The following is a 16,041-nucleotide window of genomic DNA, read 5'->3' on the forward strand; positions in this document are numbered from 1 at the left end:
CCATTTAAAAAAATTGAAAAAATAGGGACGGTCATCAGTGGCAGGACTAATATTAAATTTGTATTGTTCATAAAATGCGGCTCTATTGTCACTGGTTAGTGCCATAGCGGCTTCATAAAATACCGGCTCCCGAAGTATGTTAAAGCGATTAACCTCCGTGCTATCGATACCAGGATAGTAGGCCAGGTCAAATCCCCGCTGTTCGCAAAATTTCCTGATCACTGCAATATCAGCGGCGTTTATCTCAGACTGTTTAATCAACAAGGTTGCGGTTTGCCAGCTGCGAATTAAGAATAAATGATTTTCGGGATTTGGAGTTGCTCGTTGTTTAAGTACTTCTAAAGCAGTGGCAAACATTTTCAGGTTATCGCGCGGCGGCAGTTTGACCCAACGTGTAATAGCGATAAAGCCATTGGTATTGAGGCGCTGTAAATAGTCTTCAAATGCTTCTACGCTGTAAAGATAACTTTCACTCAAGGCATACAACCCAGCTGACGAGGCGCCAAAGGTATCCAGTAAAGCGATTTGAATGACATCATATTTTTTATGACTACTGGCAACAAATCCTCTCGCTTCTGCGATATGCACATGCACTTCAGGCCGCTGATAAATATGACCGGAATAATCAGCGAATTCATTGGTTAGCAGGCCAACAATTTGTGGATTCAATTCTACAGCATCGATATCCTGTATTTTATACTGCAAGGCCTGGAGTACATCATTACCAGTGCCAGAACCAAGGATGAGGCTGGTGTTAGCATTAATCAGATGATACGCAGCAGCAGATGTTTGCTGATCAAGGTGGGCCAGTTGTTCTGGCTGTGTTATCGCCTTATTAATTACCGTCATGTTATCACCGTCGCTGAATACGGCGAGCTGTGGCGGAGGCTCAGTCGTTGCGTTCAGGCTTAAACCGGGTGCATGCCGTATTGGCACTTTGCTGCTTGCTACCACGTGTACCAGGGCTAATGGGCTCGACTGGGTATTTATGATACTGGTGCCGTCAATACGTAACAGTTGTTGTAATCCTTTATAGGGGGATAGTGACAGTTCCAGCCAGTCATTCGGCAGTAAAAGAGGAATGAACATCGCTGCCACCAGGGCTATAGTGCGTTTGGTCCATGGTAATCTCAGTTCCAGCCATGCAACGACAGATGCTGCGATCGCTATCATAGCAAGGACCTGCAATAAATGGTTAGGCATGAGATAGAACAACAAAACTATTACCAGTGCGCTGCCAATACCGGCGCCAATCATATCTGCCGCGTAGATCCGTGGAATTCGTTCTCCCATTGCCATCATGGTCAGTCCGATCGCGTTGGCAACAAAAAAGAATGGCAGCATCAGTAACAGGTAAATGGCGAATAACCAGGCTAATTGATGTCTGTCCCAGAAAATTTCTTCCGCGTTGAATGGGATTTGTTGTGCAATCAGAAAACTGATTAACAGCGACAGGCCAAACAGGATAATGTTAGTCATGAAACTGACGGCATAGTGCTTTAACAGGCGTTTTGCAAACAAACTCAAAAAGCTGCCGCTGACACCATAACCCAATAATGCCAGGCTGATAATCATGAAAGCGAAATGATGCCATTGTATGATTGCGAACAATCTGGCAAGGAGAACTTCATAGGCAAGTGCAGTGGCTGAGATGAGAGCGATGGAGAAGCGGGGTATATAGTCGCTGTATTGAGTTGTCATTACTACACCCCGATAGCTCTATGAAATTGATAATTAACTTATCTAGTGTTCGCCCGTCAAAGGTACAAAACGAACCGGTAATATTTGTTTTGACGTCACCTTACCGTCAGCATGTTTTTCTACTATTACCAGGTGCTGCACCAGGAATGGGCTGCCTACCGGTATTATCATAAGTCCGCCCGGTTTGAGTTGCTTGATAAGTGGGGGAGGTACATGACTTGCGGCAGCGGTGACAACAATGCCGTCGAACGGTGCAGCTTCTTCCCAGCCATAGTAACCGTCGCCAATTCGAGTGTGAATATTTCGGTAACGCAACTTTTTCAGTCGTTCTGCTGCCTGTTTGCCCAGTGGACTGACGATCTCGATGGTATAAACCTCTTTGACCACTTCAGAAAGAATGGCAGCCTGATAACCGGATCCGGTGCCAATTTCCAATATCCTGTGATCGGGTTCAGGTTTAATAAGGTCTGTCATAATTGCAACGATATATGGTTGCGAAATGGTTTGGCCGTGGCCAATAGGTAAGGGTCGATTTTGATAGGCGTATGATTTTTGCATAAAAGGCACAAATTCATGGCGTGGTACTTTTGCCATGGCGTCCATTACTCGCGGATCAAGGGCTTCTTTATCGAGATAAAGACTGGTTGCCTGTACGTCTGCAATGATTTCTTTCACCAGTGAATGACGTGCTTTGGTGTATTTGTCCTCCGCGCAAAGCATTGTCGGATACGCCGTAAATAATATCATTAAGCCGCTAATTAGATATTTTGCTATTGGCACGTTCATGTGACTCTCAGATGGTCAAGTTTACGTCAGCAGGGCAATAATTCATTTTTTCTTGATATTCTTTAGTTTAAACAAAATTAGTTAAAAACTTCCTTGATACCCATCAATGCTAACTGGTGGCTGGCGAGTTTATGGTAGTAGTTGGGGAAAAGCGTAAAAGGGTAAAAGGCAAGTATTGTGACTGCTATCGCATTCGACATTAAGGATATTGGTCTCGCTGACAAAGGACGCGATCGTGTTGAATGGGCATTAAAAGAAATGCCCGTTATTAGTGAGCTTATGCAAAGGTTTAGCGAACAAAAGCCCCTGTCGGGCATTAAGGTGAGCGGCTGTTTGCACATTACGACCGAAACAGCAAACCTCGCGCGAGTATTAGTGGCAGCAGGCGCTAAACTGGTATTGTGTGCCAGTAATCCGCTAAGTACCCAGGATGATGTGGCGGCAGCTCTTGTGGAACATTATAACGTTCCGGTATTTGCCATTAAGGGCGAAAATACTGAAACTTATTACCAGCACATCAAGGCAGCGCTGGACCATCAGCCACAAATTACCCTGGACGATGGTGCAGATCTGGTGAGTGAAATGCATAAGTCGCGCACCGATTTACTCGTTGATATGATCGGTGGCACCGAGGAAACAACCACCGGCGTAATTCGCTTGCGTGCTATGGCCGATGACAACGCTTTGAAGTTTCCGGTGATCGCTGTGAATGACGCCATGACCAAGCACTAGTTTGATAATCGTTATGGCACTGGTCAAAGCACACTGGACGGGATTATTCGTGCAACCAACATCTTAATCGCCAGTAAAGTTTTTACTGTCGTTGGTTATGGCTGGTGTGGTCGTGGTATCGCGATGCGTGCTAAGGGGCATGGTGCGCAGGTGGTTGTCACGGAGGTCGATCCTTTACGTGCGCTGGAGGCGGCCATGGATGGATTTCGAGTAATGCCAATTGAAGAGGCCGCTAAAATTTCTGATTTTATCGTCACGGCAACGGGCGACAAACATGTGGTGGATAAACAGCACATGGATGTAATGAAGGATGGTTGTGTACTGGCTAACTCTGGACACTTTAATGTTGAAATCAATATACCCGCTTTGGAGTCCCTGGCGACAGAAAAACACCGACGCCGCGACTACGTGGATGAATATCAATTAGCGGATGGTCGAAATATAAGGCTATTGGCTGAGGGGCGGTTAGTAAATTTATCTGCTGCGGAAGGTCATCCTGCCGCGGTGATGGATATGAGTTTTGCCAACCAGGCATTGGTGGTTGCTTTTCTTGCGGAGCATGGACGGCTACTGGAGCACACGGTTCACACAGTGCCGGACCCGATAGACAGGGAAGTTGCACATCTGAAATTACAGTCCATGAATATCAGTATTGATCGATTAACAACAGAGCAACGAGCCTATTTGTCCAGTTGGCAGGAAGGGACCTGATTGTTATGCCAGAAAGTGTCAAAGACCGTGTTGATACCATGATTCGCGAGATTGAAGCCGAAGTGGCATTTACACGGCGATATATCGGCAAAAACAGTCTCGATTCACGTGTTATGGCAGCGATGAAAGCAGTACCGAGACATGAGTTTGTGCCACCAAACCAGCAGTTGCTGGCTTATATCAACGGACCCCTGTCTATCGGTCATGGGCAAACCATTTCACAGCCGTATATAGTTGCGCTCATGACGGATTTAATGAATGTTCATAAAGACAGTGTGGTGTTAGAGATTGGTACCGGGTCTGGCTACCAGGCTGCAATATTATCGCAACTGGTTAAACAGGTTTACACCATGGAAGTAATTCCTGAGTTAAAAGAACTGGCTCAGGTAAAGTTTGATAAGCTCGGTTATAACAACATCGAATGTCGGCTTGGCGATGGTCATGAAGGATGGCCGGAACATGCACCTTACGATGCTATTATCGTTACCGCAGCAGCGGCTGAAATTCCCGAAGCCTTGCTGGATCAATTAAAACCTGATGCAAATCTCGTCATACCTGTTGGTTCGACCTATGGTCCACAGGAGCTGTTGCTGATACGCAAAGATCAACAGGGAAAAATAACCACCCGTGACGTTCTGGCAGTTGCATTCGTGCCACTGGTGAAAACCGGTAGTTTTCATTGATGAAGTGCAAGCATTGATATGACTACATCACGATGGGAGCACTTTGAGCATGAAGCCGATATCGGAGTGAGGGGTTACGGTGACACCCTGGCGGAAGCATTCAAACAGGCGGCATTGGCTTTATCCAGTGTTATCACTGGTCTTGAAAAAATTGACACCACAACATGTCTTATCGTGGAGTGTAAGGCGCCTGACTATGAAGTATTGTTGGTAGACTGGTTGAACGAGTTAGTGTACCAAATGGCGACTCGAAAAATGTTGTTTTCTACTTTTGAGGTTGAGGTGAGTGAATTTCATTTAAAGGCTGAAATCTGTGGGGAAGAAACAAGTCAGGAAAAACACCGGCCAGCCGTAGAAATAAAAGGCGCGACATTTACTGAGCTCAAGGTGTTTCAAAATCAAAATAACCAATGGGTTGCACAATGTATCGTTGATGTATAAAGCAAGCTTTCCAATGTATATAGTAACAGGACATACAGCATGGATCTGAATTTATTTACGAGGCGTGATGAAACGACCTGGGAAATACCCGCTACGGGTAAAATGCGGGTACCCGCCATTATTTATGCCGATCAACCCCTGATTGAAGCCATGGATGAAAAAGTCTATGAACAGGTGACAAATGTTGCCACCTTGCCAGGCATTGTCAATTATTCCTATGCCATGCCGGATGCGCACTGGGGTTACGGGTTTCCCATAGGTGGTGTTGCTGCATTTGATCCTGAGGATGGCGGCGTTGTTTCAGCGGGTGGAGTTGGTTTTGATATTTCCTGCGGTGTTCGTACCTTGCATACCGGATTAAGAGCAGACCAGATTGCATTGGAGAAAGAGGCCCTGGCTGATGAGTTATATCGTACAGTACCTGCAGGGGTAGGGAGTACCGGGCGCATTCACCTGAATCATAAACAGATGAACGATATGCTTAAAGGTGGAGCGCAATGGGCTGTAAAACAGGGTTATGGCCTCGAAGAGGATCTTGAACGGATTGAGGAACATGGTTGTATGGCGGGAGCTGATCCTGGCCAGGTATCAGATAGAGCCATGCACCGACAGCGTAATGAAATGGGTACCCTGGGTTCAGGCAACCATTACCTGGAAGTACAACATGTTGACGAGGTCTATGATGAACATCTGGCCAATATATTTAACGTGCACCAGGGTGATGTGGTGGTCAGTATTCATTGTGGGTCCCGTGGTTTGGGGCATCAAATTGGTACCGAGTTCTTGCGTCAGATGGCAACCAGTGCCCACCAGCATGGTATTACCTTGCCGGACAGGGAGCTTGCCTGCGCACCCATCAAATCAGCCGTAGGCGAGTCTTATTTGGGTGCCATGCGTTCAGCCATTAACTGTGCCCTGGCCAATCGGGAAATTATTACCCACCTGACTCGCGAGGCATTTAGTGTTGTATTTCCTGGCAGTTATCTGAATTTGTTGTATGACGTTTCCCATAACACCTGCAAACTGGAAACGCATGTTGTGGATGGTGAAAAACGTAAGTTGTATGTGCACCGCAAAGGTGCAACTCGGGCCTTTGGTCCTGGTCATCCCGAAATTCCTCAGGCACTCCGTGATGCTGGCCAGCCGGTGTTGATCGGCGGCTCGATGGGAACCTGCTCTTATATCCTGGCAGGAACTACCGAAAGTGAACAACGCGCGTTTAGCTCGGCATGTCACGGTGCAGGCCGTGCCATGAGTCGGCGTAAGGCAACGAAAAAATGGCGAGGATCCAGTATCATCGACGAGTTAGCAAGTCGGGGTATTATTGTTCGAAGTCCTTCATTGCGGGGTGTCGCGGAGGAAGCACCATTGGCCTATAAAGATGTTTCAGCGGTGGTCGACGCGGCAGATCACGCCGGTCTGGCAAGGAAAGTGGCCAGGTTATTGCCAATGGTGTGTGTGAAAGGATAACGAGAAGTATTAAGCCTCAACTAAAATTAAAGGTACAAACATTTCCTGTTCGCTTAACCCCCCGTGTGTTCCTATGTGGTAGAAACGTTTTTCTCCCGGTACGGTGTCCATGATGGTCATATTGCCATTCATCGCCAGGGTGTAGTCACCGACACGATGATGCAGCTGGGGATGGGGTTCGCCCAGGCCAAAGTAATTTTGTTCAATGAGTTGCTTGCTATCCAGTATCTGTAATTGATCTCCAAAGGTGTTGTTCAGGTAGTGCTTGAAATCTTCATGCCGATCAGCCTCAACATAGCAGTATGACATACGTCGTTCACCGGATAATGGCATTGTTAACATATCGTGGAGATCGGCATGGTTTTCCAGTTCGATACAATATTCTGGCCCTGAATCAATGATACCGTGATCCGCAGTTGCAACGACCAGCGTGTTACTTCCTTTAATCGCATCGATAAATTGTGAGAAAGCCTGGTCAATTTCATGAAAGTGTTTTTTAACTTCGGTACTGCCAACACCTTTCTCATGCGCCATGCCGTCGAATAAAGGCCAGTAGGTGTAGATATATTTGTTTTCCTGGCCGCTGCTAATAATGTCCCGTGTATAGTCAAAACACTCCGACAGGGTTTCGTAGGGCTTGATGTGTGCTTTGCCGCGGTGGGCGAGGCTGTAGTCAGAAAAAGCAATAGTATCAGGTGTTACGATATAACAATCCCTGTCAAGCAAATCGAATAGCGGCGTATGGCCATAGAGGGACTGCACATCAATATTCAATTCGCTCAACGGTGCCCCACCAAAGCGAGGCCGGAACGGCAAAACAGTTAAGATGCTGCCCAATTCCTGAAAATAGGTAAACCAGCCGGTTAAGCCATGTTGCTGTGGCGCAAGGCCGGTCATAAATGTGGTGATGGCAGTGGCTGTTGTGGAAGGAAATACCGTCGTCAGTTTGCTGTGCAGGTGATTGTGTAACGCACTCTTTGTGCCGACGTCTGTCAGGTATTGATAGCCCAGTCCGTCAATAACCAGTAGTACAACGTTTCGTGCCTGGTTTAATCGCTGGGTGTCCAGGTCCTTAAGTGGTTGGTGAAGATTTGAGGCCTGTCCCAGTCCCAGCAAAATGGAGGACATAAGATTTACGATGCTGCCGTTTTGATAATCGGGCTGTATCATAGTACAGAGGTCCAGGAATGATTATAATTATGGTCAGGGTGTTTTATTGTGGTACTGATTTCATTTTACGCTTGCTGAAAAAATAGTCCAGACCAGCTTGAGAATAAGCTTAAGTAAAGCAAATTAGCATTTGTTCAGGATGAACTGATCACTGCATGCAAAATATTGAATCCCGATTAGTCCAATGGGTTATTGATAAACGCTGGGCGCTCATTGCTATTAGCGCGCTGTTTGCCTGCGCGACCGCTAGTGGTTTGGCGTTTCTTTCCATCGATAGTGATTTACGTGTCTTTTTCGCAAAAGATGATCCCCGTCTATTAGAACTCGAGGCGCTGGAAAATACTTATACGAAAAGAGAATCAATCATTATCATTGTTGCGCCCAGGCAGGGTGATGTATTTAACAATGATACCCTTTCAGCTGTGCAGTCTCTAACAGAAGCTTCCTGGCAAATCCCCTTTTCCAGTCGCGTTGACTCCATTACCAATTTCCAGCATACCACTGCCTGCGATGACGAACTGGTTGTCGCTAACTTGATTGAAAATCCTGCGAGTTTAGACGAAATTCAACTCAATCATATACGCCAACTTGCGTTGCGCGAATCTCTGTTAGTAAATCGCTTGTTGTCACACGATGCCAGAACAACAGGCGTGGTAACTAATATTATTTTTACTGAGAAGACGCCGGGCGAGGTCGAGCAAGTTGCGAACTATTCACGCCAGCTAATTGCTGAGTTTCGAAAAAAATATCCAGCACTGGATTTTTATCTCACCGGCAGCGTCATGTTCGATATGGCGTTTTCAGAAGTAGGTCAACACGATATGACTTTGCTGGCCCCAATCATGTTTTTTATTCTGGCATTTGTCGTTGGTTTTTCCGTACGCTCATGGGTGGCCACCCTTGCCACGATGTTTGTTGTTTTGCTGTCAATGCTGTCGGCCATGGGAATTGCTGGCTGGTTAGGAATATCTGTCAATCCTGCATCAGCAAATGCGCCGACCATCATATTAACACTGGCTGTGGCGGACAGTGTTCATATCCTGGTAACAATGTATCGCTTAATGCATGCCGGTAAGACTAAGCGTGATGCCTTAAAGGAGTCGTTGACGATCAATTTGCAAGCGGTTTTTCTCACCAGTCTTACCACGGCCATCGGGTTTTTAACCATGAACTTTTCTGATTCTCCGCCGTTTAATGATCTCGGTAATATTGTAGCGATTGGAATTGTGATGGCTTTTCTCTATTCGATATTTTTTCTTCCAGCGCTCATTGCAGTATTACCGGTTAAAGCCAAACGAGCGCCCGTAATTAGCAGTCAAAATTATTTTCAAAGCTTGTCGGATTTTGTTATTAAACATCAGACATCGCTGGTTTGGTCCTTAAGTATTCTTGTAGTCATCGGAGCAGTATTAGCGTCAAAAAACATACTTAACGATAACTGGATTCGTTATTTTAGTGAAAATATTCCAGTCCGCGTAGCTACGGACATATTGGAACACCGTCTAAGTGGTTCAGACTATGTTGAATATTCATTACCGGCCAGCGAACCGGGCGCTATTGCTGAACCGGAATATTTAGCACTTCTTGAAAAGTTCGCCCAGTGGTTGCGCCAACAGCCCGAAGTCGTCCATGTTTATACGGTAGCTGATATCTTCAAGCGCTTGAATAAAAATATGCATGATGATGACGAAACGTATTATCGAATACCTGGAAGCCGGGAATTAGCTGCACAGTATTTGTTATTATATGAAATGTCATTGCCGTTGGGGCTTGATCTCAACAACCAGATTAATGTTGACAAGTCTTCCACGCGTGTTGTTGTGACAGTTAAAAACCTTGGTACACGGGTTTTTCGTAACCTGGATCAACGGGTACAACAATGGTTGCGGGAAAACATGCCAGAGCACATGCACATTAGAGGAAGTGGACTGTCCATCGTTTGGGCCTACTTGTCCGAGCGTAACATTATAAATATGTTAATCGCTGCATTTGCTGCGCTCATCGCCATATCACTGGTTATGCTGGTTTCACTAAAACGCGTAGATTTGGGTATCATCAGCCTGGTGCCTAATTTAACGCCTGCCGTATTAGGGTTTGGACTCTGGGCATTGTTTGTGGGAGAGATTGGACTGGGATTATCTGTGGTTAGCAGTATGACCCTGGGTATCGTAGTGGACGATACGGTACATTTTATAACTAAGTATTTACGTTATCGGAAAGATCAGTATCCGCATCCGGTGGATGCCGTTCGACATACTTTTTTCCTGGTGGGGCCAGCAATGGCGGTTACTACTATCGCGCTGGTAGCAGGATTTTTAGTGCTTACTTTTTCTGATTATAAAATGAGTGCTGATATGGGGTTGCTATCAGCACTCACCGTGTCCATTGCGCTCATTATGGACTTTCTGTTGCTACCTGCTTTGCTGCTAAAATTTACTAACAAATTGCCTAGCTAATCAGCAGTACTTGTTACATACCGCCGAATCTGCTGCCACTGCGACTAGATCCACCAAAACTGCCAAAGCTGTTAAATCGTGAAAAACTGCTGAATCTCGATGAACTACTTGAGCTGGAAGAGCTATTGGAGCTGGAAGAACTACTGGAGCTGCTCGAACTGCTAGAATCATTATCACTGGAAGAATCATCAAAATCGTTTGAACTTGATGAGCTACTAGAATCACTTGAGCTTGACGAACTGCTGGAACTGTTCGAGCTGGATGAACTACTTGAGCTGCTTCCACTCATTGACCCGCCTGATCCTCCCATTCCCATCCCCATGCTCATCGAGCTGCCGCCGCCACTCATACCGCGACCCATCATGCCTGCGTTTGCGGTAGTAGTAAGAAGAAGTATACCTGTACCTAAAATTACGATTGATTTATTCATTTCCATGCCCTCAAAATTATTTAACGATTTATCTGTTTTGTTGGCGGACACTTTAATTAGCGGGGTTTAAGTGAACTTTATGGTTGTCTTAAGGCATGCTTATGAGAAGGGTAGTTATCTTAAGAGAAGCTTATGGCAAAGCAAAATGTGTTTTTATTTTGACCGATTCAAGTAGGGCGGCTGTTCTGAGAACCATCAATGGAGGATTAAAGATTCTGCTTTTAATCACACAATTTATTGATCTTTAACAAACATTCAGCCAGCAATAGCGGCTAACATTTAATCAACAATAAATGAATGGCGGTTAGATTACATGGGCCGTTTCTACTTTTTTTTGCAGATATTTGTTTTGCTGCTCGCGATGTTGGTTTTTACTAACAGCGCAAGCATGGCTTCTGACAACGACAGAGAAATTACTGATGTTCATTTATTTGATGAGACTTTCCTGGATATTAGTTCCAATGCCTTTCGCAAGTCACTGAACCTGGTCTGGTTTGATACCTTAAGTGGATGGCGTATGGGGGGCGGTAGTACCAACGCAGAGCGCCTGTTTCTGGCGACTCATTTAAAAGTCAATCATCAATTATCGGAAAAGTTCTATTTCGGTTTTGACCTGGAGCAGGATGATTTCTATACCGAGAAGCCACTTCAGCCTCTATTGTTGTTTGCCGACGTCTATCCTTTTTCATCCACGGATATTGGTTTTTCTTTTCTGGGGACTGCATCAGTCGACAAAAAGGAATCTGATTTAGGATTTGCGCTAACCTTTGGAAGGCGGCCGAGTAACTATGTACGATTATCGTGGCTATCGACGGATCATTACTTCAATGAGAAAAATGATGAAGATGATTCGTATTATGCAGAATCAGGTAGCACGATCATGTTGCAAAGTTCGTATAATTTAACAAATCATTGGGATCTGCATCTGGATTTGCGAAGAAATACGCCTTCTGACTATGTGTTTGATGATCAAGTCAGTCATTTTGAATATGAGTCCTATAATTATCGAGCAACTATAATTTATCATTTCAACAGGCATCGGTTCGCGGGCATTGATCTGCGAGCTATGAATGATACGCGCGCATTAACGGAACCAACCAGTGATGAAGCACAGGATATAGATTACGCTCTGCTGGATTTGTACTGGGTGAATGGTGTAAATCAGGATTATGAACTGACTGTTGGTTTACGCTATGATAATTTTGAAGAACAGTTTAGAGACCAGCTAAATCAGGCCAATAATTATAATTTTCAATTTTGGACAGCGCAGGTCTATTCATCGTTGTACCACGATTTTACGACGCATCAAGCCTGGGATCTGGGCTTATATGTCGGATGGTCCGAACGAAACAAGGTTTATGTAACTTCCAGTAATCTCGATGATTTGAACGAAGGCGTCGAAGCAAAACTGCGTACTTCCTGGGAGTATCATTCGGCAGATAAAGTGAGCAGTCTACGATTTAGTATCAGTTTTAACCTGGATGATTTGATTGATGATCCGACGGATGGTGGTGGTATCTATTTTCAGTCGCAGTTTTAACATAAGCTATCATTGCTCATATAGCTATCACGCCAGGGAAATCATATAAACAACAGGATAGTAATTAATACATGCCAACACTGCTTGAAGAAAACCCGGAAGTGAAAAGCACGGTGGATGCTGCCGATACTGTGGTGGCGATTGCCAGGCAGCTGGCTAAAGAAAGTCGAAGCCAGCGGGGGGCCTTGAACGAAATTACTATTGATAGTGATATCAGCAAAGATCTGGGTTTTGACAGCCTGGCGCGCGTGGAATTATTTGCCCGCCTGAATAAGCGATTTAGTGTCGACCTGGGTGAAGATATATTTGCCGAAGCGGTGACGTTGCAGGACTTGTTGCCAGTCATTACCAGTGGCCGGGTGAAAATGACCGATGTTGGTAAGTTAAAAGAAAAAATCCAGCCAACGACAGAGCAGGGAATTGTCCCCCCTGAATCCGCGCAGACGCTGGTTGATGTGATTAACTGGTATGTAGAGCGTTATCCGGATCGCGCCGAATTTCAGCTCTATGATGATGAAAAAGACGGAGATATCGTTTCCTATAGCGAGTTATTGACGCAGGCGCAATCCGTCGCTGCGGGATTACAGTCTGCAGGTGTTGGCATTCAGCATCCAGTCGCGATAATGTTGCCCACCGGAAAAGAGTATTTCTACAGTTTCTTTGGTATTTTACTCGCCGGGTGTATCCCGGTTCCCCTTTATCCTCCCGCACGTCCATCACAACTTGAAGATCATGTTCGGCGTCATACCGGCATTCTTAACAATTGCCAGGCGGCGGTTTTGATAACTGTGAAGGAAGCAAAAACTATTGCACGGTTACTAAAGTCACAGGTTGACAGTATCAAACATATCGTTACCGTCGATGAGTTACAGGCAGGTCAACATCAACTCCGCAGCTATAATAACAAGGCAGATGACATTGCATTCATTCAGTATACCTCGGGCAGTACAGGAAATCCTAAAGGTGTTGTGTTAACTCATCAGAATTTACTGGCGAACATTCGTGCTATGGGCCACGCTGTACAAGCCAATAGTCGGGATGTATTCGTCAGCTGGCTTCCCCTGTACCATGATATGGGATTGATCGGCGCCTGGTTGGGTAGCTTGTACTATGGGGCGCGCCTGGTTGTCATGTCACCGATAGCGTTTCTCACCAAACCGCAACGCTGGTTATGGGCGATCCATCGTCATGGCGGAACTTTAGCGGCGTCGCCTAACTTTGGTTATGAATTTTGCGTAAGACGCATCGCCAGTGACGATATCGAGAAACTGGATTTAAGCTCCTGGCGCTGTGCGTTTAATGGCGCCGAGCCCGTTAGTCCGGATACGGTGAGACGATTTTGTGATCGTTTTGCGAATTATGGATTTCGGCGTGAGGCCTATATGTCGGTTTTTGGTCTGGCAGAAAATTCGGTGGGGCTGGCATTTCCACCCCTGAACCGGGGGCCGGTTATCGATCGGATCCAACGCGAAGTCTTTATGCAAACCGGGCAAGCCATACCCGCTGCAACTGATGATCACACGGCTATTGAGTTTGTTGCCTGTGGCAAGGTGCTGATCAATCATCAAATCAGGATAGTCGACAACTCCAATAAAGAAGTATTTAATCGTCACGAAGGGCGTTTGCAATTTCGCGGACCATCAGCGACCAGTGGATATTTCCGTGCACCCGATAAAACCCGTGAGTTGTTTTGTGATGACTGGCTGGATACGGGTGATTTGGCCTATCTTGCCAATGGTGATGTCTATCTAACCGGTCGTACCAAAGACATAATTATTCGCGGCGGACGTAATATCTACCCCCATGAACTTGAAGATGCCGTAGGTAATATAAAAGGTATTCGAACTGGTCGGGTGGCTGTCTTTGGTAGCAAGGATACTGATAGTAAAACTGAAACCCTGGTTGTGTTGGCAGAAACCCGTGAAAAAGATACAAAAGTCCTGGGAGCGTTACGCGCAGACGTAAACGCAATCGTCAATGATCTTGTGGGGCTGCCGCCCGATGATGTTGTGCTGGCCCCTCCGGGTTCAGTATTAAAAACGTCCAGTGGCAAACTTAGACGCGCAGCCAGTAAGTCGCTTTACGAAGAAGGGCGCATCGGTAAGTCACAACAACCGGTCTGGTTGCAGTTAACTCACCTGGCGTTAGCAGGTGCCTCTTCGCAGTTAAAACGATTCGTGCGCAATTCATTGGCAGTGATTTACGGGGTTTATGCCCTAAGCATGTTCTGGGTATTGGCGCCACTGGCATGGACATTAGTGGCGATTATACCAAGTATGAAATGTCGATGGTTTGTAATGCGATCGTCAACGCGAGCCCTTGCGTTTTTAACTGGCGTGCGGCTCTCCAACGAAGGTGGTAAGAACTTGCTGCCACGGCAACAGACCTGTATCTACGTCGCTAATCATGGCAGCTATATGGATGGGCCAATAGTAATAGCAATGGTTCCGCGTTTTTTCAGCTTTATTGCCAAAGCAGAACTGGCAACGCAATTTATCCCCCACCTGTTTCTGAAACGAATCAATAGTCGATTTGTGGAACGCTTTGATATTCAAAAAAGTGTCGCTGATTCGCAGCAGTTGCTGGAAGATTTAAATACCAGGCAATCATTATTCTTTTTTCCTGAAGGTACATTTCATCGTGAAGAGGGGTTATTGCCATTCCATATGGGTGCGTTTGTATTGGCAGCAGAGGCGGGCGTGCCCGTGGTGCCGGTTACCATTAATGGTTCACGAAGAGTATTTCGTGCAGATGACTGGTTACCTCACCGACACCCAATTAAAGTGAGCATAGGTACACCGATAGATCCGGCTGCATGCGAGAATAAAAAAGACAACTGGACGGTTGCTGTATGGTTACGCGACCAGGCGAGAGCACAAATCCTGGAAAAATTACCGGAACCTGACGCCGGTACTCATCAATCGAAGCCAAATGTAATATCATAGGCTCGAAGCCGCTCAACAGAATTAATAAGTAGCAAGCAATCCTGGGCAGGCCAGTTACCTGATTTTTCAACTTTACCGCTGGTTATTATTATGGAAGCGCCAAAATCCCAAGACAAGTTAAATGAAAATATAGCCCTGGTTCGAGATTTGCTGGACAAGCAAAAACTGGTCGAAACCATAGTACACGAACGAGAGACACATAAGAAAGAACTGGTCGAGTCGATTGTGCATCGCCAGCACCTGGTTGAACTTCAAACCAAAGTGGAACGCATGCATACCGGTGATATTGCGCATATTCTTGAAGTGTTACCGCTGGATGACCGCCTTGTTGTCTGGCAGCAAATTCGAGAGCATCGAGGCGGAGACGTATTACTGGAAATATCCGATTCTGTTCGCGAAAGTCTTATTGAAAGTATGTCTCGTGAAGAGTTACTGGAAGTATTGGGGCAAATGGATGGCGATGATCTGGCATACATTGCGGATGACATCCCGGAAGACGTGCTTCAGGTACGTTTGCAGTCACTCACTGCAGAAGATCAGGACTGGTTGCGTGATGCCCGACAATATGAAGAAGACACGGTAGGATTTTTGATGAGTAATGAAATGGTGGTGGTGCGAGATAGCTATACGCTGGACGAGGCATCACGCCAACTGCGTAGTTTGGATGAGCTTCCTATTCATAATGACAAGTTATTTGTAGTAGACCGTCGTGGAATATTAAAGGGTGTATTGACCCTGCAGAATATCTTACTCAATGATCCTGAATTAAGTGTCGCCAAGATAATGGCTACCGATGTCGTCAAGTTTCGTCCCGATGATGATGCCAGTGAAGCGTCAAAGGCTTTTGAGCGATACGATCTTGCTTCTGCGCCGGTAGTGAATGAGCGTGGTAAACTCATTGGTCGTGTAACAGTAGATGTAGTAATGGATTACATTCGCGACGAAAGCACTGAAGATGTGTTAAATATGGCAGGCC

The 16,041-nt window shown here is 45.8% G+C and carries 11 protein-coding genes and 1 pseudogene; 9 read left to right on the plus strand and 3 right to left on the minus strand.

All coding sequences use genetic code 11. The features are described from left to right. Together ACWVCM_RS11110 and ACWVCM_RS11115 are read right to left on the minus strand one after the other, a co-directional pair. A partial coding sequence (locus ACWVCM_RS11110) for a spermine/spermidine synthase domain-containing protein (RefSeq protein ID WP_455201823.1) occupies positions 1-1,701 on the minus strand: 1,701 nt, incomplete at its 3' end. A 42-nt stretch (positions 1,702-1,743) separates the two neighbouring features. Beyond that, positions 1,744-2,487, minus strand: a complete 744-nt coding sequence (locus ACWVCM_RS11115; RefSeq protein ID WP_455201824.1) for a protein-L-isoaspartate(D-aspartate) O-methyltransferase — start codon at positions 2,485-2,487, stop codon at positions 1,744-1,746. 174 nt (positions 2,488-2,661) lie between these two features. Here ACWVCM_RS11115 and ahcY point away from each other — a divergent pair. From ahcY to ACWVCM_RS11135, 4 genes and pseudogenes are all read left to right on the plus strand, one after another. Then, a pseudogene (gene ahcY / locus ACWVCM_RS11120) lies at positions 2,662-3,930 on the plus strand (adenosylhomocysteinase). Between the two features lie 5 nt (positions 3,931-3,935). Then, a complete protein-coding gene (locus ACWVCM_RS11125) occupies positions 3,936-4,613 on the plus strand; it encodes a protein-L-isoaspartate(D-aspartate) O-methyltransferase (protein WP_455201825.1) in 678 nt (225 codons plus the stop codon). 18 nt (positions 4,614-4,631) lie between these two features. Continuing rightward, complete coding sequence (locus ACWVCM_RS11130; RefSeq protein ID WP_455201826.1) at positions 4,632-5,054, plus strand: archease; 423 nt, start codon at positions 4,632-4,634, stop codon at positions 5,052-5,054. Positions 5,055-5,093: 39 nt separating this feature from the next. After that, complete coding sequence (locus ACWVCM_RS11135) at positions 5,094-6,524, plus strand: RtcB family protein (protein WP_455201827.1); 1,431 nt, start codon at positions 5,094-5,096, stop codon at positions 6,522-6,524. A gap of 9 nt (positions 6,525-6,533) precedes the next feature. On the opposite strand, the gene ACWVCM_RS11140 is transcribed toward ACWVCM_RS11135, so the two are convergent. Next, positions 6,534-7,652 (minus strand): alkaline phosphatase family protein, encoded by a 1,119-nt coding sequence (locus ACWVCM_RS11140; protein ID WP_455201828.1) that lies wholly within the window; start codon positions 7,650-7,652, stop codon positions 6,534-6,536. A 197-nt stretch (positions 7,653-7,849) separates the two neighbouring features. Here ACWVCM_RS11140 and ACWVCM_RS11145 point away from each other — a divergent pair, with 197 nt between their 5' ends. The 5 genes from ACWVCM_RS11145 to ACWVCM_RS11165 form a co-directional block, all read left to right on the plus strand. After that, positions 7,850-10,150, plus strand: coding sequence for an efflux RND transporter permease subunit (locus ACWVCM_RS11145; RefSeq protein ID WP_455201829.1), 2,301 nt, complete (start codon positions 7,850-7,852; stop codon positions 10,148-10,150). Between the two features lie 125 nt (positions 10,151-10,275). Then, a complete protein-coding gene (locus ACWVCM_RS11150) occupies positions 10,276-10,650 on the plus strand; it encodes a hypothetical protein (RefSeq protein WP_455201830.1) in 375 nt (124 codons plus the stop codon). 318 nt (positions 10,651-10,968) lie between these two features. Continuing rightward, positions 10,969-12,120, plus strand: a complete 1,152-nt coding sequence (locus ACWVCM_RS11155; protein WP_455201831.1) for a hypothetical protein — start codon at positions 10,969-10,971, stop codon at positions 12,118-12,120. A gap of 71 nt (positions 12,121-12,191) precedes the next feature. Beyond that, positions 12,192-15,065 carry an AMP-binding protein gene (locus ACWVCM_RS11160; RefSeq protein ID WP_455201832.1) on the plus strand — a complete coding sequence of 958 codons (2,874 nt, stop codon included), beginning with the start codon at positions 12,192-12,194 and terminating at the stop codon, positions 15,063-15,065. A 90-nt stretch (positions 15,066-15,155) separates the two neighbouring features. Further along, positions 15,156-16,041, plus strand: an 886-nt coding sequence (locus ACWVCM_RS11165) for a magnesium transporter (RefSeq protein WP_455201833.1), incomplete at its 3' end; no start/stop codon positions are given.

The sequence above is a fragment of the Kaarinaea lacus genome, assembly GCF_975902315.1.